18 protein-coding genes and 1 pseudogene are annotated in these 19,657 nt (G+C 71.4%); 8 read left to right on the plus strand and 11 right to left on the minus strand.

The window, feature by feature from the left end; genetic code table 11:
- The first annotated feature begins 74 nt into the window (after positions 1-74).
- From OG485_RS37365 to OG485_RS37375, 3 genes are all read left to right on the plus strand, one after another.
- Entirely contained in the window at positions 75-1,112 is a 1,038-nt protein-coding gene (locus OG485_RS37365; RefSeq protein ID WP_328673020.1) for a LacI family DNA-binding transcriptional regulator, read from the plus strand.
- Positions 1,113-1,245: 133 nt separating this feature from the next.
- Complete coding sequence (locus OG485_RS37370; RefSeq protein ID WP_328673022.1) at positions 1,246-2,454, plus strand: 4-hydroxybenzoate 3-monooxygenase; 1,209 nt, start codon at positions 1,246-1,248, stop codon at positions 2,452-2,454.
- Between the two features lie 24 nt (positions 2,455-2,478).
- Positions 2,479-3,915, plus strand: a complete 1,437-nt coding sequence (locus OG485_RS37375; protein ID WP_328673024.1) for a benzaldehyde dehydrogenase — start codon at positions 2,479-2,481, stop codon at positions 3,913-3,915.
- Between the two features lie 48 nt (positions 3,916-3,963).
- Here OG485_RS37375 and trxA read toward each other — a convergent pair whose 3' ends face one another.
- On the minus strand, positions 3,964-4,377 hold the full coding sequence (trxA, locus tag OG485_RS37380; protein ID WP_328673026.1) for a thioredoxin: 414 nt from the start codon (positions 4,375-4,377) through the stop codon (positions 3,964-3,966).
- Positions 4,378-4,496: 119 nt separating this feature from the next.
- On the opposite strand from trxA, the gene OG485_RS37385 reads away from it, so the two are divergent.
- Positions 4,497-5,930, plus strand: a complete 1,434-nt coding sequence (locus OG485_RS37385) for a dihydrolipoyl dehydrogenase family protein (RefSeq protein ID WP_328673028.1) — start codon at positions 4,497-4,499, stop codon at positions 5,928-5,930.
- Positions 5,931-5,998: 68 nt separating this feature from the next.
- Here the strand turns inward: OG485_RS37385 and OG485_RS37390 are convergent, their stop codons facing one another.
- The 5 genes from OG485_RS37390 to OG485_RS37410 form a co-directional block, all read right to left on the minus strand.
- Complete coding sequence (locus OG485_RS37390; protein ID WP_328673030.1) at positions 5,999-7,585, minus strand: ABC-F family ATP-binding cassette domain-containing protein; 1,587 nt, start codon at positions 7,583-7,585, stop codon at positions 5,999-6,001.
- A 318-nt stretch (positions 7,586-7,903) separates the two neighbouring features.
- Positions 7,904-8,563: a peptide deformylase gene (locus OG485_RS37395; RefSeq protein WP_328673032.1), complete on the minus strand. Its 660-nt coding sequence runs from the start codon at positions 8,561-8,563 to the stop codon at positions 7,904-7,906.
- A 228-nt stretch (positions 8,564-8,791) separates the two neighbouring features.
- Positions 8,792-9,139, minus strand: coding sequence for a tetratricopeptide repeat protein (locus OG485_RS37400; protein ID WP_328673035.1), 348 nt, complete (start codon positions 9,137-9,139; stop codon positions 8,792-8,794).
- A gap of 118 nt (positions 9,140-9,257) precedes the next feature.
- Complete coding sequence (locus tag OG485_RS37405; RefSeq protein WP_328673038.1) at positions 9,258-9,698, minus strand: MarR family winged helix-turn-helix transcriptional regulator; 441 nt, start codon at positions 9,696-9,698, stop codon at positions 9,258-9,260.
- A gap of 2 nt (positions 9,699-9,700) precedes the next feature.
- Positions 9,701-10,231 carry a MarR family winged helix-turn-helix transcriptional regulator gene (locus tag OG485_RS37410; RefSeq protein ID WP_328673039.1) on the minus strand — a complete coding sequence of 177 codons (531 nt, stop codon included), beginning with the start codon at positions 10,229-10,231 and terminating at the stop codon, positions 9,701-9,703.
- 199 nt (positions 10,232-10,430) lie between these two features.
- Here OG485_RS37410 and OG485_RS37415 point away from each other — a divergent pair, with 199 nt between their 5' ends.
- Entirely contained in the window at positions 10,431-11,396 is a 966-nt protein-coding gene (locus tag OG485_RS37415) for a pirin family protein (RefSeq protein WP_328673041.1), read from the plus strand.
- A gap of 202 nt (positions 11,397-11,598) precedes the next feature.
- Here OG485_RS37415 and OG485_RS37420 read toward each other — a convergent pair whose 3' ends face one another.
- From OG485_RS37420 to OG485_RS37435, 4 genes are all read right to left on the minus strand, one after another.
- Positions 11,599-13,371, minus strand: a complete 1,773-nt coding sequence (locus tag OG485_RS37420; RefSeq protein ID WP_328674798.1) for an acetyl/propionyl/methylcrotonyl-CoA carboxylase subunit alpha — start codon at positions 13,369-13,371, stop codon at positions 11,599-11,601.
- 66 nt (positions 13,372-13,437) lie between these two features.
- On the minus strand, positions 13,438-13,701 hold the full coding sequence (locus OG485_RS37425; protein ID WP_328673043.1) for an acyl-CoA carboxylase epsilon subunit: 264 nt from the start codon (positions 13,699-13,701) through the stop codon (positions 13,438-13,440).
- A complete protein-coding gene (locus tag OG485_RS37430; protein ID WP_328673045.1) occupies positions 13,698-15,272 on the minus strand; it encodes an acyl-CoA carboxylase subunit beta in 1,575 nt (524 codons plus the stop codon). Before OG485_RS37430 ends, OG485_RS37425 begins: the two co-directional genes overlap by 4 nt.
- 22 nt (positions 15,273-15,294) lie before the next feature.
- Positions 15,295-15,507, minus strand: a complete 213-nt coding sequence (locus tag OG485_RS37435) for a hypothetical protein (RefSeq protein WP_328674867.1) — start codon at positions 15,505-15,507, stop codon at positions 15,295-15,297.
- A gap of 78 nt (positions 15,508-15,585) precedes the next feature.
- Here OG485_RS37435 and OG485_RS37440 point away from each other — a divergent pair, with 78 nt between their 5' ends.
- Both OG485_RS37440 and OG485_RS37445 read left to right on the plus strand, forming a co-directional pair.
- Positions 15,586-16,266 carry a TetR/AcrR family transcriptional regulator gene (locus tag OG485_RS37440; RefSeq protein ID WP_328673047.1) on the plus strand — a complete coding sequence of 227 codons (681 nt, stop codon included), beginning with the start codon at positions 15,586-15,588 and terminating at the stop codon, positions 16,264-16,266.
- Positions 16,267-16,741: 475 nt separating this feature from the next.
- Positions 16,742-17,368, plus strand: coding sequence for a hypothetical protein (locus OG485_RS37445; protein WP_328673048.1), 627 nt, complete (start codon positions 16,742-16,744; stop codon positions 17,366-17,368).
- Between the two features lie 415 nt (positions 17,369-17,783).
- Here the strand turns inward: OG485_RS37445 and OG485_RS37450 are convergent.
- A pseudogene (locus tag OG485_RS37450) lies at positions 17,784-18,457 on the minus strand (IS701 family transposase); the annotation flags it as partial.
- A gap of 379 nt (positions 18,458-18,836) precedes the next feature.
- On the opposite strand from OG485_RS37450, the gene OG485_RS37455 reads away from it, so the two are divergent.
- The gene (locus OG485_RS37455) at positions 18,837-19,643 is read left to right on the plus strand and encodes a leucine-rich repeat domain-containing protein (protein ID WP_328673050.1); all 807 of its coding nucleotides are present in this window, start codon (positions 18,837-18,839) and stop codon (positions 19,641-19,643) included.
- Positions 19,644-19,657 lie beyond the last annotated feature (14 nt).

The raw sequence follows: 19,657 nt of genomic DNA on the forward strand, positions 1-19,657 counted from the left end.
CCGTAAAACGGGAGGCCGATCGGGTGCCCCGGCGCGAGGTGGTGTCCGGGCCCTCTGCAAGGATGCGTCGCGTCATGGTGCAGATACCGAAGCAGTCCGCCGTCCAGCCGGCGCCCGCACGACGACCCGTACCGACCAGTGCCGACGTGGCACGCCTCGCCGGTGTCTCGCGCGCGACCGTCTCGTACGTCCTGAACAACACCAGCGCCGTCCGGATCAGCGACCCCACCCGGCGCCGGGTCCGCGAGGCCGCGGAGGAACTCGGGTACGTTCCGCACGCGGCCGCCCGCAGCCTGCGCGCCGGTCACAGCCGTATGGTCCTGATGCCCGCCCCGACCGCCCCCGTGGGCCCGCTCTACCATCAGTTCTTCGCCGAACTCCAGTCCGCGCTCGGCCGGCTCGACTACACCGTCGTGCAGTACGGCAGTGTCGGGCTGCACGGCGACGAGGCCGCCCGCGCCTGGGCCGAGCTGCGCCCGGTCGCCGTCCTGGTGCCGGGCAGCGGACTCGGTCCGCCGGGCGTGGCGGTCCTGAAGCGGGCCGGCGCCCGCGCCGTGGTCACCCTGGGCCCCGAACGGGTCGAGGGAGCCCACGCGCTGCTCATGAACCACGACCGGGTCGGCCACTGCGCGGGTGTCCATCTGCTGTCCGGCGGCCGCCGCCGCATCGGCGTCGTGATGCCCGAGGAGAGCGGCCTGGAGATCTTCTCCAGGCCCCGCCTCGACGGTGTCCGGCGGGCTGTGCGCGGCACGGACGCGACGGTCACCGAGCTGCCGCTGGCCTACGAGGAGGAGGCCGCGGCCCGGCTCGCGGCGCGCTGGCGTTCGCTCGGCCTCGACGCGGTCTTCGGGTACAACGACGAGTACGCGATGCTCCTCATGCGCGCCCTTCAGGACGAGGGCGTCGCCGTGCCGGACGAGACCGCCGTCGTCGGCGCCGACGACCTCATGCTCGGCCGGCTGCTCCGGCCCCGGCTGAGCACCGTGCACCTCGACCTGCCCTCCGGCCGCGACCTCGCCGAACTGGTCGACCGCGCGGTCCGCGAACCGGGCGCCGAGCCGGAGACGCACGAGGTGCTGGGCGCGCGAGTGGTGCACCGCGCGTCGAGCTGAGAGAGGCTGGTGCCGCAGCAGGCGGGTTCCGCGGTCTCGTGACACCGAGCCTGTTCGCCCGGCCCCGTGCGCGACGGGGCCGGTCCCCGCGCCGGAGCCAGGCCCCGGCCGCATCGGACACCGGAGGCGCGTCATGCGGACCACGGTCGGCGTCATCGGCGCGGGCCCGGCGGGACTTCTGCTGGCCCGGCTGCTGCACCGGGCGGGGATCGACTGTGTCGTCCTGGAGAGCAGGACGCGCGCGTACGTCGAGCGGCGCCAGCGGGCCGGCATGCTGGAGCAGGGCACGGTCGACGCCCTGCGCGCGTGCGGAGCGGGCGGGCGGCTGGACGCCGAGGGTCTGGTCCACCACGGGATCGAGCTGCGCTTCGAGGGCGAGCGCCATCACCTCGACTTCCCCGGGCTCACGGGCGGCAGGACCGTCACGATCTACGCCCAGACGGAGATCGTGAAGGATCTGGTCGCTCTCCAACTCGCGGACGGGCCGCCCCTGTTGTTCGAGGCGGAGGCGCTCGCCGTGGAGGGGTCGGAGAGCGCCTCGCCCGTCGTGCGGTTCGTGCGGGAGGGGCGCGAGCGGACGCTGCGCTGCGACTGGGTGGTGGGCTGCGACGGCGGCCACGGCGTCGCGCGCGCCGCGTTCCCGGCCGGTACGGGCCGCACGTACGCGCACGACTACCCGTACTCCTGGCTCGGCATCCTCGCCGATGTGCCGCCCTCCTGCGAGGAGTTGGTCTACGCCCGGGGCGCCACCGGCTTCGCCCTGCACAGCATGCGCTCCCCGTCGGTGTCCCGGCTGTACCTCCAGGTCCCGAACGGGACCGACGCCGACGACTGGCCCGACGAGCGCGTCTGGGACGAACTGGCCGCGCGTTTCGCCGTCGACGGGGACTGGCGGCTCGAACGCGGTCCCGTGACCGCCAAGTCGGTCACTCCCATGCGCAGTCGGGTCCACGAGCCGATGCGCCACGGACGGCTGTTCCTGGCCGGGGACGCCGCCCACATCGTGCCGCCGACCGGCGCCAAGGGGCTCAACCTCGCGGTGGCGGACGTGCGGGTCCTGGCGCACGCGTTCGCCGCGCTGCACCGTACGGGATCGACGGAACTCCTGGACCGGTACTCGCAGATCGCTCTTGAGCGAGTGTGGCAGGCCACGCGCTTCTCGTACGACATGACTACGATGTTGCACGCTCAACCAAATGGGGACGCCTTCGACGGCCGGATGCAGCTCGCGCGACTGCGCCGGATCACGGCATCCCGTTCCGCCGCCGCCGAACTGGCCGCGAACTACACGGGACTTCCGCTCGGCCCCCGGCCGCAGGAGTCCGCCGAGTCCCGCTGGTGATCAGTGAACGATCGGAGAGCCGACATGCCACTGCTCGACCCCACGACCTGGCAGTCCCGCCCGCTCTCGGGCGATGAGCACACCGTCACCGAACCCGCCACCGGTGAGAGCCTCGCCGCCGTCACGCTCGCCGGCGCCGAGGACGTCGCGACGGCCGCGCGGACCGCCCGCGCCGCCCAGGCCGAGTGGGCCAAGGCCCCGCACTTCGTCCGCGCCGCCGTACTGCGCCGTGCGGGCGACCTCTTCGCGGCGCACGCCGACGAGCTGCGCGACTGGATCGTGCGGGAGTCCGGCTCCATCCCGGGCAAGGCGGACTTCGAGCTGCACGTCGCCGCCCAGGAGTGCTACGAGGCGGCCGCACTCGCCTCGCGCCCGACGGGCCAGATCCTGCCCTCGGAGGCACCGCGCCTGTCGTACACGCGCCGCGTCCCGGCCGGCGTCGTGGGCGTGATCGCGCCCTTCAACGCACCGCTGATCCTCTCGATCCGCTCGGTGGCTCCGGCGCTCGCGCTCGGCAACGGCGTCGTCCTGAAGCCGGACCCGCGCACGGCCGTGTGCGGCGGCCTCGCGCTCGGAGCCGTCTTCGCCGAGGCGGGACTTCCCGACGGGCTGCTCCAGGTCCTTCCCGGCGGCCCCGAGACCGGCCGCGCCCTGGTCGCCGACCCCCTGGTCCCGGTCATCTCCTTCACCGGCTCGACCGCCGCTGGACGCGCGGTCGGTGAGGCGGCGGGACGTCATCTCAAGCGCGCACACCTGGAGTTGGGCGGGAACTCCGCCCTGGTCGTCCTGGCGGACGCCGACATCGAAGCGGTCATCTCCACGGCGGCCTGGGGCTCGTTCTTCCACCAGGGCCAGATCTGCATGACGACCGGCCGCCACCTGGTCCACGCCTCGCTCTACGAGGAGTACGTCGAACGGCTCGCCGCGAAGGCCGACTCGCTGGCCGTCGGCGACCCGCACCGCGAACAAATCCACCTCGGACCGATCATCGACGACGCCCAACTCGCCAAGATCCACGGGCTCGTGGAGTCCAGCACCGCGAACGGCGCGAAGCTCGCGGCGGGCGGCACGTACGACCGGCTCTTCTACCGGCCCACCGTGCTCGCCGGAGTCGACGACACGACCCCGGCGTACGCGGAGGAGGTCTTCGGCCCGGTAGCGCCGGTCCGCTCCTTCACCACCCTCGACGAGGCGGCGGCCCTGGCCTCCGCCGGACCGTACGGCCTCTCCCTGGGCATCGTCACCCGGGACACCGCACGCGGCCTGGACCTCGCCGAGCGCATCCCGACGGGCATCGCCCACATCAACGACCAGACCGTCAACGACGAGGCCGTCGCACCCTTCGGCGGAACCGCCGCCTCCGGCACCGGCGCCCGCTTCGGCGGCGAGGCCAACCTGGACGCCTTCACCGACCTGCGATGGACGACGGTGCGCGGGGACGTGGCCGGCTACCCCTTCTAGGGGGAACCGGCGGATTCCAGGGGGCCGGCGACGCGGCGGGCCGAGGACCTACTCGGCGTTCTCGGCCTGCTCGGTGCCGGTGCCCTGCTCCTTGGCCGCGGCCTGCTGGGCCGCGACCGACTTGCGGACCTCGTCCATGTCCAGCTTCCGGGCCTGCCCGATGACGTCCTCCAGGGCGGCGGCGGGCAGCGCCCCGGGCTGGGCGAAGATCGCGACCTGGTCGCGGACGATCATCAGGGTCGGGATGGACTGGATGTCGAACGCGGCCGCGAGCTCCGGCTGCGCCTCCGTGTCGACCTTGGCGAACACCAGGTCCGGATTGGCCTCGGCGGCCTTCTCGTAGACAGGGGCGAACTGACGGCACGGCCCGCACCAGGACGCCCAAAAGTCGATCAGGACGAACTCGTTGTCCGTGACCGTCTGGTCGAAGTTCTCCTTGGTGAGCTCAACGGTGCTGCTCATTCCATTTCCCTCTTCCTCATGTCCGGGTCATGCCGGTCAGCACAACGCAACCCACCAGGGGCCTATTCCGGGCCCGTACCCGTGTGGCCACGGCGCACACCAGCAACCAGACTGGCCTCATGACGGAAACGGAATCCATCGCGTACGACGTCGTGGTGCTCGGTGCCGGACCCGTGGGGGAGAACGTCGCCGACCGCGCACGCGCCGCCGGCCTCTCCACCGCGGTCGTGGAGAGCGAACTGGTCGGCGGAGAGTGCTCGTACTGGGCGTGCATGCCCAGCAAGGCCCTCCTCCGCCCGGCCATCGCCCGCGCCGACGCCCGCCGCGTCCCCGGCCTCGCCGCCGCCGTACAAGGCCCCCTCGACGCCTCCGCGGTGCTCGCCCACCGCGACTGGTTCACCTCCGACTGGAAGGACGACGGCCAGCTCTCCTGGCTGGACGGCATCGGAGCCGACTTCCACCGCGGACACGGCCGGCTCGCCGGACCGCGCACCGTGACGGTCGACGGACCCGACGGCGAACGGCGCCTGCTGACCGCCCGCCACGCGGTCGCGGTCTGCACCGGCACCCGCGCCCAGCTCCCCGACCTGCCGGGCCTCGCCCAGGTCAAACCATGGACGAGCCGCGAGGCCACCAGCGCGCACACCGTGCCCGGCCGGCTGATCGTGGTGGGCGGCGGTGTCGTCGCCGCCGAGATGGCCACGGCCTGGCAGGCGCTCGGCTCCCAGGTCACCCTCCTGGTGCGCGGCAAGGGCCTGCTGCCCCGCATGGAGCCCTTCGCCGGGGAACTGGTCGCCGAGGCACTGACCGAGGCGGGCGCGGACGTGCGCACCGGCACCTCGGTGACCGCCGTCTCGCGCGAGGGCTCGACGGTGGTCGCCCTCACGGACACCGGCGACCGTATCGAGGCCGACGAGATCCTCTTCGCGACCGGCCGCGCGCCCCGCACCGACGACATCGGCCTCGACACCGTCGGCCTGGAGCCGGGCAAGTGGATCGAGGTCGACGACAGCCTCCGGGTCATCGGCAGCGCATGGCTGTACGCGGTCGGCGACGTCAACCACCGCGCGCTGCTCACCCATCAGGGCAAGTACCAGGCCCGGATCGCGGGTGCCGCCATCGCCGCCCGTGCCGCGGGAGTGCCGCTGCTGGAGACGGACCCCTGGGGCGCGCACTCCGCCACCGCCGACCACGCGTCCGTTCCGCAGTGCGTCTTCACCGACCCGGAGGCCGCGGCCGTGGGCCTCTCCCTGGCCGAGGCGGAGCAGGCCGGTCACCGGGTCCGGGCCGTGGACGTCGACATGGCCTCGGTGGCCGGCGCCGGACTGTACGCGGACGGCTACCGGGGCAAGGCCCGCATGGTCGTGGACCTCGACCGCGAGATCGTCCTCGGTCTCACCCTGGTCGGCCCCGGCGTCGGCGAGCTCATCCACTCCGCGACCATCGCCGTCGTCGGCGAGGTCCCGGTCGAGCGCCTGTGGCACGCCGTCCCGTCCTACCCGACGGTCAGCGAGGTCTGGCTGAGGCTCCTGGAGGCGTACCGGGACGCGTGAGCCGGGCGTGGCACACGGGCGGCCGCGCCGTGCGGCGTGCCGCCCGTGTGCCGTCCGACGGCGGCGCGTCAGGCCAGGGACACCAGCTCCCGGTACTCCTCGCTCCACAGGTCCTCGTCCGCGTCCGGGAGCAGCAGCACCCGGTCCGGGCGCAGGGCGTCGACGGCTCCCTCGTCGTGGGTGACCATGACGAGCGCGCCCGGACACGTGGCCACCGCCGCCAGGACCTCGGCGCGGGAGGCGGGGTCCAGGTTGTTGGTGGGCTCGTCCAGGAGGAGTACGTTCGCGCCCGAGTGGACGAGCCCCGCCAGGGCGAGCCTGGTCTTCTCTCCGCCGGAGAGGACGCCGACCCGTTTGCCGGCGTCGTCGCCCGTGAACAGGAACGAGCCGAGCACCCCTCGGACCTCCCCGTCGCCGAGGTGCGGCGCGGCGGCGGCGAGATGGTCCCGGACCGTTCCGGCGGGGTCCAGCGTGTCGTGCTCCTGCGCGAAGTAGCCGAGGCGCAGCCCGTGTCCGCGCACGACCCGCCCGCTGTCCGGGCTCTCGTGGCCGGCGAGCAGCCGCAGCAGCGTGGTCTTGCCCGAGCCGTTCGGGCCGAGGATCACCAGCCGGCTGCCCCGGTCGACGGCGAGGTCGACGCCGCCGAGGACGCGCAGATCGCCGTACGACTTGGTCAGCGCGACCGCGCCGAGCGGTACGCGTCCGCACGGGGCCGGTTCGGGCAGCCGGATCCTGGCGACCTTCTCCGCCCGCCGGACCGGTTCCAGTCCGGCGAGCAGGCGGTCGGCGCGGCGGTCCATGTTCCTGGCGGCCACGGCCGTCGCCACGTGCGCGCGCATCTTGTCGGCCTGCGCGTGCAGCGCCGCCGCCTTGCGTTCGGCGTTGGCGCGCTCCCGGGTCCGGCGCCGCTCGTCGGCGTCGCGCCGGGTGAGGTAGGCCGCCCAGCCGGTGTTGTGGACGTCGAGCGTGGCGCGGTGCGGGTCCAGGTGGAAGACGCGGTTGACCACGTCGGCCAGCAGGGAGGTGTCGTGACTGATGAGAACGAGCCCTGTCTGACGGCTTGCCAGGAACCCGCGCAGCCAGGCGATCGAGTCGGCGTCCAGATGGTTCGTCGGCTCGTCGAGGAGCAGGGTGCCGTCGTCCGCGAACAGGATGCGGGCGAGTTCGACCCGTCGTCGCTGTCCGCCGGACAGGGTGCCGACGGGCTGGTCCATCACCCGGGCCGGCAGACCGAGTCCGGCGGCGACGCGGGCCGCCTCTGCCTCGGCCGCGTACCCGCCGCGCGCCTGGAACTCGGCCTCGGCGCGCGCGTAGGCGTTCATCGCACGGTCGGATCCGTCGGCCATCGCGGTCTCGGCCGCCCGCAGGGCCCGTACGGCACGGTCGAGGCCCCGGGCCGACAGGATCCGCGCGGTGACCGTGACCGCGGGGTCCGCCGCGGCCGGGTCCTGGGCGAGGTGACCGACCGCCCCGGTACGGGAGACGGAACCGGCGGCGGGACGACGCAGCCCCGCGAGGGTGCTCAGGAGGGTGGTCTTGCCGGAGCCGTTACGGCCGACCAGGCCGATGCGGTCGCCGGGGGAGACGGTGAAGGAGATGCCGGAAAGCAGCAGACGCGCGCCGACGCGCACATCGACACCGCGAACGGTGATCATGGGAAAACGCTCCAGAAGTCAATCGGCTCAAGGACACACGGGTGGCGTGGAAGCGGGTCCTGGAGCTAAGAGACGCGGGGCGTGGACATGCCCGCAGGCTAGCCGAGCCGGACTCGGGGCGCCTGCGATTTTCCGCCGGGAGGCCCGGCGCGGCACCGGTGCGGTGCGGCGAGCGTCTGGCGGGGGATCCCGGCCGTCAGCTCGGCAGCCGAAGCGCAGGTCTGATGGTGACGTCCGAAGCCGGACGTGGAACCGAGGGCCGGGCCCGGACCCCGAGGGCCGGCCGTGATGCCCGGAGCCGCCGGGGCCGGGCCGGCATCAGTGCGGCAGGGTGAAGCCCAGAACGTCGGCCGCCCGTTCCGGCGTCGGCTGGGACCAGAGTTCCGCCGCCGCCTGGTTCGAGGACAGTGAGCGCAGCTCCGCGCGGTCGAGGTAGAGCATGCCGTCCAAGTGGTCCGTCTCGTGCTGGACGATGCGTGCGGGCCAGCCGCCGAACACCTCGTCTACCGCTCGCCCGTGTTCGTCGAGCGCGGTCAGCCGCACCTCGGTGTGCCGGGCCACCACGGCCTGCCAGCCCGGCACGCTCAGACAGCCCTCGAAGAACGCCGCCCGGCCCGGACCGATCCCCTCGTACGAGGGATTGACCAGTACCCGGAACGGCTGCGGCTCCCGCCCGCGGACGAGGCGCACCTCGTCCGAGACCGGCGCCGGGTCCTCGATGACGGCGATCCGCAGCGGCACGCCGACCTGCGGCGCGGCGAGACCGACACCCGGCGCCGCGTGCATCGTGGCGCGCAGGGCGGCCACGAACCGGGCCAGCAGTGCCGGGTCCAGCTGCCCGTCGAACGGCTCCGTGCCCCGGCGCAGCACGGGGTCACCGGCCGCGACGATCGGCAACGGACCCTCGTGGCCGAGGAGTTCCTCGACCATGTCGCTCAGGGTGGTGCGGGGGGCGCTGCGGTCTCGCTCGGATGCCATCGCGCCAGGATGCCAAGCCGGACCGAGGCGATCGAGGCGGCACGGGGGAGCCCCGCGACTTTCCTCATGTGGCTCCGGTCACGTGCCGGCCCGGCCGTCCACCCGCACAGCACGCGGGAGGGCCGGTCACCGAGGCGACCGGCCTTCCCACCTGGAACCCCGAACCCGCGACCGCCGGCCCGGATCCGATCCGGATCCGATCCGGATCAGGCCCGGATCAGGCCCGGATCAGGCTTGTCCGAAGTCGCCTCCGAGCGCGGACGCGATCCGCAGGTGCGGCGCGGCCTCGTCGGGGCGGCCGAGGCGCTGGAGTGTGCGTCCCAGCATCAGCCGGGCGTAGTGCTCGACCGGATCGAGCTCCACGAGGGTGCGCAACTCGGCTTCGGCACGGCGCAGTTGGGCCGAGTGGTAATAGGAACGCGCCAGCAGCAGCCGGGGCCCTGTCTGCTCCGGTACCTCCTCGACCAGTCCGTCCAGCACGCGTGCCGCCGCGGCGTAGTCCTTGGCCTCGAAGAACATCCGCGCCCGCTCCCAGCGCTCCGCGGCCGTCCCGTGGTCGTAGTACGTCGTGTCCACCACTGACCTCCTTCGACGGGCCACAACCGTGCCAGTTGGTTGAATATTCCACGAGCTGGCGGGGGTCCGAGGTGGTTCGAGATGGCGGCTCCGGGGTCCCGGCAGTGGTCCGAGCCGTTTACGCGTCGGCGAGTTCCGCGTTGGCCCGCTCCGTCACGAGGGCCAGTACGCGCCCGGCGGTGGCCAGGTCCTCGGCCGGGATCCCGGCGTACACCCGGGCCGCGATCGCGTCGCCCGCGCTGCGGATCGACGCGAACAGCTCCCGGCCGCCGTCCGTCAGGGACACCTGTCCGGGCGCCTGCTCCTCCAGGAGCCCCAGCGCCGTCAGTTCCTCGACGGTCCGCCGGGCCGCCGACTCCTCGATCTTCAGGCCGCCGGTGAGCCGGCCCACGACCCGCGCCCGCTCGACGGTCCCGCCGTTGTCGGACGCGGCGCGCAGGGCCACCGACTGTTCGAAGGTGGTGCCGCTGCGGGCCAGCACCCGCTCCAGGGCGGCCCGGCCCGCGTAGTGGGCGAGGCCGATGACCTGGCCGTTGACAGGGGGAACAGAGGTGGTCATGACTACTCCTCGGGTGAGAACTCTTCGGACGACGGTGGAACCGCGCCGGAACGCGGCCCTGCTCCGGTGTGCGGATCGAGTGGTACGTCGAGCAGGACGGCCAGCTCGCGGCTGAACGCCCGTGTGCGTTCGCCGCCGAGGCCGCCCAGTGGTTCGAGAAGCTGCTCCAGAAGGCCCTGGACCACGGTGATGGCGTGGAGGGCGATCTCGCGCCCGTCGTCGGTGAGGGTCAGCCGCACCGCCCGGGGGTCCGCCGGATCCCGGGTGCGGTCGAGGCGGCCGGCCGTCTCCAGGGCGCGGGCCAGCTTCGAGACGTAGAGCGGTTCGAGTCCGGTGTGGTCGGCCAGCTCGCGCTGACTGGGCCGCCGCCCGCCCCGGTTGAGGCTGTACAGCGACGCGATCAGCGAGTACTGCGCGTGCGTCAGGCCCAGCGGGCCCACCGCCCGGTCCACGGCGACGCGCCACTTCATCGACAGGCGCCAGACGAGGAAACCGGGGGTCGCGTTCTCGGAGACCGACTTCGCTGTACTCATGCAAGAAACAGTACATGGTTACTATGTCCATGGCTACTATATATGCGGACCTCGTCCTCGACCCCCGAACGGCCCGGTCGTGGCGTACGGACCCGGGGGCCGGACTCCCGGGGCGCCGCGCCGGTTCTGAGCCAAGTGCCCCTCGATGGACGTATCGATGGCCTGACGAGCGGCCCCCGCCGGGTCTAGGTTGTGGGCCATGAGCAATCTTGATCGGGAGGCGGTTCCCGCCGCCTGCGGCGGCCGCGGGTTCGTGGTGGCCGAGCCGGTGCGCGAACTCCTCAGCCCTCGCCGGGTCAAGCTCGGCGAGTCGACCGAGGTCCGCCGTCTGCTGCCCAATCTGGGCCGGCGCATGGTCGGCGCGTGGTGCTTCGTCGATCACTACGGGCCCGACGACATCGCCGACGAGCCCGGCATGCAGGTCCCGCCGCACCCGCACATGGGCCTGCAGACCGTCAGCTGGCTGCACGAGGGCGAGGTGCTGCACCGCGACTCCACGGGCAGCCTCCAGACGATCCGCCCGCGCGAACTCGGCCTCATGACCTCGGGCCGCGCCATCAGCCATTCCGAGGAGAGCCCCCGCGCGCACTCCCGTCTGCTGCACGGCGCGCAGCTCTGGGTCGCGCTGCCGGACAGCCACCGGCACACCGACCCGCACTTCGAGCACCACGCCGAGCTGCCCGTCGTCACCGCCCCCGGCCTGCGGGCCACGCTCCTGCTGGGCACGCTCGACGGCACGGCCTCGCCCGGTACGACGTACACGCCGATCGTCGGCGCCGACCTTGCCCTCGCGAGCGGCGCGGACGTCCGCCTGCCGCTGGAGCCCGACTTCGAGTACGCCGTCCTCGTGATGTCCGGCGAGGCCCAGGTCGACGGCGTGCCGGTGGTCCCGGGCTCCATGCTCTACCTCGGCTGCGGCCGTACGGAACTTCCGCTGCGCGCCACGACGGACGCGGGCCTCATGCTCCTGGGCGGCGAGCCGTTCGAGGAGGAGCTGATCATGTGGTGGAACTTCATCGGGCGCACCCAGGCGGACATCGAACAGGCCCGCCGGGACTGGGCCGAGGGCGGCCGATTCGGCGAGGTCAAGGGTTACGACGGCGCGCCCCTGCCCGCCCCGGAACTGCCCCCGGTCGCGCTGAAGCCACGGGGGCGCGTGCGCTGAGCCGCGATGGTACGACCACGGCGCGGAGCGTCGACGGTCGCGGCACCTCTCGTCTCGCCGATGTCCTCCGCCGCCACGTCTCCGCCCGCCCGGTCTCCGGGCGGGCGGAAGCGTTCGGCAGGTCCACGGGTTCGACAGGTCCGTGGATTCGTCGGACCCGTGGATTCGTCAGATCCGCGGATTCCTCAGATTCACGGATTCGTCAGTCCTTGATCTCGCAGATGGGGGCGCCGGAGGTGACGGAGGCGCCGACCTCGGCGCTGAGGCCCTTGACGGTGCCGGAGCGGTGGGCGTTCAGGGGCTGTTCCATCTTCATGGCTTCCAGGACGACGATCAGGTCGCCTTCCTTGACCTCCTGGCCCTCCTCGACGGCCACCTTGACGATGGTGCCCTGCATCGGGGAGGCGAGGGTGTCGCCGGAGGCGGCCGGGCCGGACTTCTTGGCGGCCCGGCGCTTGGGCTTGGCGCCGGCGGCCAGACCGGTGCGGGCCAGCGACATGCCCAGCGAGACGGGCAGCGAGACCTCCAGGCGCTTGCCGCCGACCTCGACGACCACCGTCTCGCGGCCGGGCTCGTCGTCGGTGTCGGTGTCGGCCGGGGCGGCGAACGGCTTGATCTCGTTGACGAACTCGGTCTCGATCCAGCGGGTGTGGACCGTGAACGGGTCCTTCGAGCCGGTCAGCTCGGGGGCGAACGCCGGGTCGGTGACCACCGCGCGGTGGAAGGGGATCGCGGTCGCCATGCCCTCGACCTGGAACTCCGCCAGCGCGCGGGCGGCCCGCTGCAGGGCCTGCTCGCGGGTGGCGCCGGTGACGATCAGCTTGGCGAGCAGCGAGTCCCAGGCCGGGCCGATCACCGAGCCGGACTCGACGCCCGCGTCCAGACGCACCCCGGGGCCGGACGGCGCCGCGAACGCGGTGACCGTGCCGGGAGCGGGCAGAAAGCCGCGGCCCGGGTCCTCGCCGTTGATACGGAACTCGATGGAGTGCCCGCGCAGTTCGGGATCGCCGTAGCCCAGTTCCTCACCGTCGGCGATACGGAACATCTCCCGGACCAGGTCGATACCGGCGACCTCCTCGGTGACCGGGTGCTCGACCTGCAGACGGGTGTTGACCTCCAGGAAGGAGATCGTGCCGTCCGTGCCGACCAGGAACTCCACCGTGCCGGCGCCGACGTAGCCGGCCTCCTTCAGGATCGCCTTGGACGACGCGTACAACTCGTCCACCTGCGCCGGCGACAGGAACGGCGCGGGGGCCTCCTCGACCAGCTTCTGGTGGCGCCGCTGCAGCGAACAGTCACGCGTCGAGACGACGACCACGTTGCCGTGGGAGTCGGCCAGACACTGCGTCTCCACATGCCGGGGCTTGTCCAGGTAGCGCTCCACGAAGCACTCACCGCGCCCGAACGCCGCGACCGCCTCACGCACCGCCGACTCGTACAGCTCCGGCACCTCCTGCAGCGTCCGGGCCACCTTCAGACCACGCCCGCCACCACCGAACGCCGCCTTGATCGCGATCGGCAGACCATGCTGCTCCGCGAACGCGACGACCTCCTCCGCACCCGCAACCGGGTCCGGGGTACCCGCCACCAGCGGCGCGCCCGCGCGCTGCGCGATGTGCCGGGCGGCGACCTTGTCACCCAGGTCGCGGATCGCCTGCGGCGGCGGGCCGATCCAGATCAGCCCGGCGTCGAGGACGGCCTGGGCGAAGTCCGCGTTCTCCGAAAGGAAGCCGTAGCCCGGATGGATGGCATCCGCGCCCGAGTCCTTGGCGGCCTGCAGCACCTTGGCGAAGTCCAGGTAACTGGAGGCCGGAGTGTCACCGCCCAGCGCGAACGCCTCGTCCGCCGCACGGACATGCAGAGCGTCCCGGTCCGGTTCCGCATACACGGCAACGCTCGCGATCCCGGCGTCCCGACATGCCCGGGCCACGCGGACAGCGATTTCGCCACGGTTGGCGATGAGGATCTTCCTCAGCATGCGGGCTCCAGGGTGTTCTCGTCGTGCTGATGCGGGGTGTTCATGGTGTCTCCGTTCGGATGATCAGCGATGACGCGCCGAGGCTCGCCAGCCGTCGGGTCCGGGGGAATGCGGAGTGCGCAGCCGATGTTCGGGTGAGGCCCAGCCGTCGAGGCGGCGGGCGACGGGGGCGGCGGCCGCCGGGCGGCTGACCACCAGGGCCGCGACCAGGGCGGCCAGCTCCTCGGGCGTGGGAGCGCCGGCCCTGATCACCAGTCGCGGGCTCGCCACGGGTGTGGCCGCCGTGGCGGGGGCGCGGTCCACGGCCGAACGCGTCGTGGCCGTCACAGCGGGATGTTTCCGTGCTTCTTGGGGGGCAGTGATGCCCGTTTGGTGCGGAGCTGGCGCAGGCCGCGGACGACGTGGGCGCGGGTCTGGGAGGGCATGACGACGGCGTCGATGTAGCCGCGTTCGGCCGCGGTGTAGGGGTTGAGGAGGGTGTCCTCGTACTCCTGGATGAGGCGGGCGCGGGTGGCGTCCTGGTCCTCGGCGGCGGCGATGGTGCGGCGGTGCAGGATGTTGACGGCGCCCTGGGCGCCCATGACGGCGATCTGGGCGGTGGGCCAGGCGAGGTTGAGGTCGGCGCCCAGGTGTTTGGAGCCCATGACGTCGTAGGCGCCGCCGAAGGCCTTGCGGGTGATGATGGTGATCAGCGGGACGGTGGCCTCGGCGTAGGCGTAGATCAGTTTGGCGCCGCGGCGGATGATGCCGGTGTGTTCCTGGTCGACGCCGGGCAGGAAGCCGGGGACGTCGACGAAGGTCAGGACGGGCACGTTGAAGGCGTCGCAGGTGCGCACGAAGCGGGCGGCCTTCTCGCTGGCGTCGATGTCCAGGCAGCCGGCGAACTGCATCGGCTGGTTGGCGACGATGCCCACCGGGTGGCCCTCGACGCGGCCGAAGCCGGTGAGGATGTTGGGGGCGAACAGGGCCTGGGTCTCGAAGAACTCGGCGTCGTCCAGGACGTGTTCGATGACGGTGTGCATGTCGTAGGGCTGGTTCGCGCTGTCCGGCACGATGGTGTCCAGCTCGCGGTCCTCGTCGGTGAGGGCGAGGTCCGCCTCCTCCGCGAAGACCGGGGGTTCGCTGAGGTTGTTGGACGGCAGGTAGGACAGCAGCTGCTTGACGTACTCGATGGCGTCCTTCTCGTCGCCCGCCATGTGGTGGGCGACGCCGGAGACGGCGTTGTGGGTGCGGGCGCCGCCGAGTTCCTCGAAGCCGACGTCCTCGCCGGTGACCGTCTTGATGACGTCGGGGCCGGTGATGAACATGTGCGAGGTCTGGTCGACCATGACCGTGAAGTCGGTGATGGCCGGGGAGTAGACCGCGCCGCCCGCGCACGGGCCGACGACCAGGCTGATCTGCGGGATGACGCCGGAGGCGTGGGTGTTGCGGCGGAAGATCTCGCCGTACATGCCCAGCGCGCTGACGCCTTCCTGGATCCGGGCGCCGCCGGAGTCGTTGATGCCGATGACCGGGCAGCCGGTCTTGAGCGCGAAGTCCATCGCCTTCATGATCTTCTGGCCGAAGACCTCGCCGAGGGCGCCGCCGAACACGGTGAAGTCCTGGGAGAACACCGCGATCGGGCGGCCGTCGACGGTGCCGTAGCCGGTGACCACACCGTCGCCGTAGGGGCGGTTGTGCTCCAGGCCGAAGTCGGTCGAGCGGTGCCGCGCGAACTCGTCGAACTCGACGAAGGAACCGTCGTCCATCAGCAGTTCGATGCGCTCACGGGCCGTCAACTTGCCTTTGGCGTGCTGCTTTTCGACGGCGCGCTCCGAGCCGGCGTGCGTCGCTTCCTGGATGCGGCGCTGCAGATCCGCGAGCTTGCCCGCGGTGGTGTGGATGTCGATGTCGTTCATGACGCGTGATGTTTCCCGTTCGTCAGAAGGTTTCGAGGGGGACGTGCACACCCCGGACGTCGCGCAGGGCAGGGGAGACCTCGCCGCCCGTGGCCCGCAGTCTCAGCGCTTCACGCATCGGCGGCAGGACGTTGCCGGTGCCGCTCCGTCGGCGCCGAGCCGCCGTGGAGCGGCTGTACTGGCAGGTCGCCCGGCACGGGCCACGGAACTCACACTGCACCTCCTCGGTACTCAATCTCTGATCGACGGTACGCAGTACCATTCAGGAAGGCAAGTGGCCTCCGAAGGCCGAGACGGGGAAAGATGGGCGATCATGAGCAAGCCATCCGCGCGGTCCCGACTCGCAGACTCCGCCTTCGCGCTCTTCGACGAGCGCGGATACGAGCAGACGACCGTCGACGACATCGCCGAACGCGCCGGGCTGGGACGTACGACGTTCTTCCGGCACTACCGGTCCAAGGAAGACGTGATCTTCCCCGACCACGACCGGCTCCTCGACCTGATCAGGGACAGGCTGGCGACCTCGAGTCACAGCACCGCCCTGGTCGCCGTCTCCGACGCGGTCCGCCTGGTGCTGCTGCACTACCTCGACGAGGGCGATCTCGCGCGCCGGCGGTACGTGCTCACCAGCAAGGTGGCCGCCCTCCGCGACCGCGAGATCGCCAGTGTGGCGCGCTACCAGCGACTGTTCCGTGAGTTCATCGGGGACTGGATGGGCGACGAGGCCAAGTCGGCGTCACTCAGGGCCGAACTCATGTCGGCCGCGGTGGTCGCGGCCCACAACCACGTGCTCCGCCGCTGGCTCCGTGGGGAGACCACGGATCCGGTCGGCGAGGTGGACGAGGCGATGCGTGATGTGCTCGCGCTCTTCCCGACGGCCGGCTCGCCGACGAGCGGAGCCGGCACCACGGTCGTCGCCTTCCGCACCGGGCAGGACATCGACGCCCTGCTTCCCTCACTGCGGCGACTTGTCGAGGGCGGGGCCGAATACTGAGGGTCGCCCTGTCGGGGGAGACGCGATGTGGCCTTCCACCTTGATCGTGGACACCTCGACACTGGATCTTGAATCCAGGGAGGGAGTCCCGAGGGGGACCTACAAGTGCTCGGCGGAGTTCCGGGCCGACGCGGTGGCGCCGGCTCGTTCGTCGAGCCGGCCCCCGGCTTACGGTCTTCCGCCGGCTCGGCTTCTACAACCACTGGCGCAGGCACTCCACGATCGGCTATTTCGTGCCGGTCGCCTTCGAAAAGAGATCAACTACGCTGGCCATCGCTGCATGACAACCGGTGTCCACGATCAACGTGGAAGCCCCTCCGTCGCACGCACGAGGTCCCGCGCCTTGCAACGGCAGTGAGCCTGATCTGCTTCGTCCTCACGCTCGTCTTCCTCGCTGTTCCCTCGTGGCTCCCCGCACGATCCGGCACGCGTCCGGCATGGACAGGGCGCCCGTGGGCCACGTTAGTCTCCGGTCATGGCCTTACGACCTGATGAGTTCTACGACCACGCACGCGCGGCCGCGGACGGTGAGCTTCGGCTTCCGTTGGCGCGGATGACCAGCTGGGAGATAAGCCCGTTCGAACCTGAAGGACTTCGCGTCGCGCCGCTGCGTCCGCCCACCCTGCCCGAGCCGGAACGGCACGGCGAGGATCCGGCGAACTGCGACCCGTGCCGCGCCCGAGACGAAGGCGTCTGGTTCAACGAACGCTGGCGACTGGCCAGGATCACGGGTGTCGGCGTGCCTTTGGTGCTGATGCTGTTCTCCCGAGACCACTACGACATGGCGGATCTGCCCGATGAAATGGCCGCCGAACTCGGGGTGCTCACCACTCACATCGTCCGCCATGTTCAGGCACTACCGCATGTCTCCCGAGCCCACGTCTACCGGATCGGGGACGGAGCTGCGCACCTGCACATCTGGTTCTGCGCTCGGCCCGAGGGGCAGGCCCAGCTGTATGGGTCGTGGATGCCCGTCTGGGACGACCTCCTGCCGGAGTATCCGGCGGACGTAGCCGACGCAGACGCGGTGGCCGTCGCTGACGCACTGGTCACCTCGTACGGTGGCCGTCGCCAGGTCACCGACGAACAGACGCACGCCTGAGCCTTCCGCGCGATCTCACCAGCCGGTGTACTGATCACCGGTTCAGCTGACCAGCGACGCCGAAGAAGCCCACAGCTCCGATCAGTTCAGATGCTGTGGGCTTCTGTCATTGCGGGTCAGCCTTGGTTGACCTCGCACGGCCCGGAGACAGCCCCGAGCGCGCGCCCTCAAGCTGAGGCTCGCCACAGCCCTGCCCGGCGCTTCCCGCGGATTCCCGCCGTATCGGGCATGGCGCCTTCTGATCCGTAGCTCTATGTAGAACCGTCACGAACGGTCATACCGGCCGCGCTACGGCCTTTCGCGGATGTTGCCGGGCTGGGACGGTCACTGGAGTTGCTGTATTTCGCTGCCAGTGACCAGTGACCAGTGACCAGTGACCAGCGACGGCCGAGGGGTCCCACCGCCGCTCGCGTCAGGCGTCAGCGCGGAGCTTGCCCGCGCGGGTGGTGATCTGGTGGTCGCGGGCGACGGCGAGTACGTAGCCGATCTCGCGTCTCTCCAGCTCGGTTCGCAGGTGCGGATTGCCTCCGTAGACCTCATCGCCGGCGACCCAGGAAGCGGGAACACCGGCGTCCAGTGCGCGGCCGATCATGCGGGCGGCGAGTGCGGGTTTCGTCGTGAAGCCGACGGTGTCGGGCATCCCGGCGGCCCGGCAGCGGGCCGTATCCTCGGTCCAGGAGCGCGGAACGTACAGCTCCGGGTCGATCGCCGGATGGCCCGCCTGGTGGAGTAGGCGAGATAGACAGCGACTTGGCTGTTCTCGATGCGTCCGGCGGTGCCGGTGTACTGGCGCTGCACGCCCACTGTGGCGGCGCCCTTCTTGAGATCACGGTCTCGTCGACGACCAGGACTGCCGTGTCGTCGTGCAGTTGCTCGACGACGAATCCACGGATGTCGTCGCGTACTGCGTCGGCGTCCCACTTGGCCCCCGACAGCAGATGCTGCAGACCGTACGGGGTCGCGTCCCCGGCAATGCTCGGCGAGCGTCCGGCAGTTCTTGCGCGGCAGGTCCGACAACAAGCCGAGCACGAACGCCCGCGCCCGCCGCCGTGGTTCCACCCGGACGAACCGTCCCGCGATACGGCTCATCAGGACCTCGAACGTCTCCTGCCGCGGGCAGGGTCCATGCTGCGACCTGCGGCCACTGTCTGATCTTCTGTCTTCACACACCGATGATCACCGGCGGCCGCAGCCATTCCCGCACCAGCCCCCACCACCGAGATCACGACCTACGGGCGTTCGGTGAGCAACTCCGCCAGGCGGGCGGCGAATTCGGTGAGCCAGTCCAATCGTGGTCCGCTGCGGGCGATGCGGAATCCGGTGCTCGCGGCAGTGTGGAACTCCACGTAATTCCCCATCAGCAGTGTCAGGTTCCCCGGCCAAACGTTCGAGCGTGGCGATGGATGCCGTCTGTGCTCCCGCCCGATAACCCTGAGACGGCCTCGGGCGGCCTCCGTATCTTGGCGCCATGACGGACGAGGCAGAGCCGAGGCTCAATCTGAACCGCTGGGGCGACACATCGGACCCGGCCCCGGAGCGGCGGCCCCGCCAGGACGCGTGCTCGTGCTTCGACCAGGCCAGGCCGCATCCGCGAGCCCGAGTCGGATTTCACGCTGAGCGGCAGGACACGTCAGCTCCGGGCTGGCGCCACCTGCTGGAGCTGATCGACGAGGCCGCCGCCGACGGGCGCGAAGAGTTCCGCCCCCTGACCGAGCTCAGCCCGGAAGAGCGGCGGCAGATCATCACCCTGCCACCGAGCATCGCCCAGCTGACGGCGGTCAGACACCTCGTGCTCTACGGCAGCAATCTGGTCCGGATCCCGCCCGAGATCGGGGCCATGACCAGTCTGGAGGAGTTCACCCCCTACACCTCCTACCGGCTGCACTGGTTCCCCTACGAGATCACCCGATGCCGGAAGCTGACCCGCAGCACGGTGAGCACGCGCGCGTTGTTCGGCAACTACAAGCTGCGACCGCCGTTCCCGCAGCTACAGCCTTCCCCGGACTCCGTCACGGACCTCGATCCGGGAGACCTGGATCCCCGGCGCCGGGGATCCACTGCCATCCACAGCTGCAGTGTCTGCGACCGCCCGATCGAACAGAGCGGACTCCATCAGGTGTGGATCTCACTGCGCGTGGCCACTGACGTACTGCCCCTGCTGGTCAGCGCCTGCTCGGCGGCGTGTGTCGCCGCCCTGCCCGGCGGTGCTCGCGACTACATCCCCACACCCCACAAGGGCGGCCGAGTCGACCAGTCGGCATCCGACTGGGGCTGACCAGCCGACCTAGC

Source organism: Streptomyces sp. NBC_00328 (assembly GCF_036139655.1).
Taxonomy (GTDB): domain Bacteria; phylum Actinomycetota; class Actinomycetes; order Streptomycetales; family Streptomycetaceae; genus Streptomyces.

Excerpts from the sequence above, each read along its gene's own strand:
- OG485_RS37445 (WP_328673048.1), top strand. The coding sequence starts at position 16,742 with ATGGCCTTACGACCTGATGAGTTCTACGACCACGCACGCGCGGCCGCG.
- OG485_RS37410 (WP_328673039.1), bottom strand. The coding sequence starts at position 10,231 with ATGAGTACAGCGAAGTCGGTCTCCGAGAACGCGACCCCCGGTTTCCTC.
- OG485_RS37440 (WP_328673047.1), top strand. The coding sequence starts at position 15,586 with ATGAGCAAGCCATCCGCGCGGTCCCGACTCGCAGACTCCGCCTTCGCG.
- OG485_RS37385 (WP_328673028.1), top strand. The coding sequence starts at position 4,497 with ATGACGGAAACGGAATCCATCGCGTACGACGTCGTGGTGCTCGGTGCC.
- OG485_RS37430 (WP_328673045.1), bottom strand. The coding sequence starts at position 15,272 with ATGAACGACATCGACATCCACACCACCGCGGGCAAGCTCGCGGATCTG.
- OG485_RS37370 (WP_328673022.1), top strand. The coding sequence starts at position 1,246 with ATGCGGACCACGGTCGGCGTCATCGGCGCGGGCCCGGCGGGACTTCTG.
- OG485_RS37455 (WP_328673050.1), top strand. The coding sequence starts at position 18,837 with ATGACGGACGAGGCAGAGCCGAGGCTCAATCTGAACCGCTGGGGCGAC.
- OG485_RS37395 (WP_328673032.1), bottom strand. The coding sequence starts at position 8,563 with ATGGCATCCGAGCGAGACCGCAGCGCCCCCCGCACCACCCTGAGCGAC.
- OG485_RS37375 (WP_328673024.1), top strand. The coding sequence starts at position 2,479 with ATGCCACTGCTCGACCCCACGACCTGGCAGTCCCGCCCGCTCTCGGGC.
- trxA (WP_328673026.1), bottom strand. The coding sequence starts at position 4,377 with ATGAGCAGCACCGTTGAGCTCACCAAGGAGAACTTCGACCAGACGGTC.
- OG485_RS37405 (WP_328673038.1), bottom strand. The coding sequence starts at position 9,698 with ATGACCACCTCTGTTCCCCCTGTCAACGGCCAGGTCATCGGCCTCGCC.
- OG485_RS37365 (WP_328673020.1), top strand. The coding sequence starts at position 75 with ATGGTGCAGATACCGAAGCAGTCCGCCGTCCAGCCGGCGCCCGCACGA.
- OG485_RS37415 (WP_328673041.1), top strand. The coding sequence starts at position 10,431 with ATGAGCAATCTTGATCGGGAGGCGGTTCCCGCCGCCTGCGGCGGCCGC.
- OG485_RS37390 (WP_328673030.1), bottom strand. The coding sequence starts at position 7,585 with ATGATCACCGTTCGCGGTGTCGATGTGCGCGTCGGCGCGCGTCTGCTG.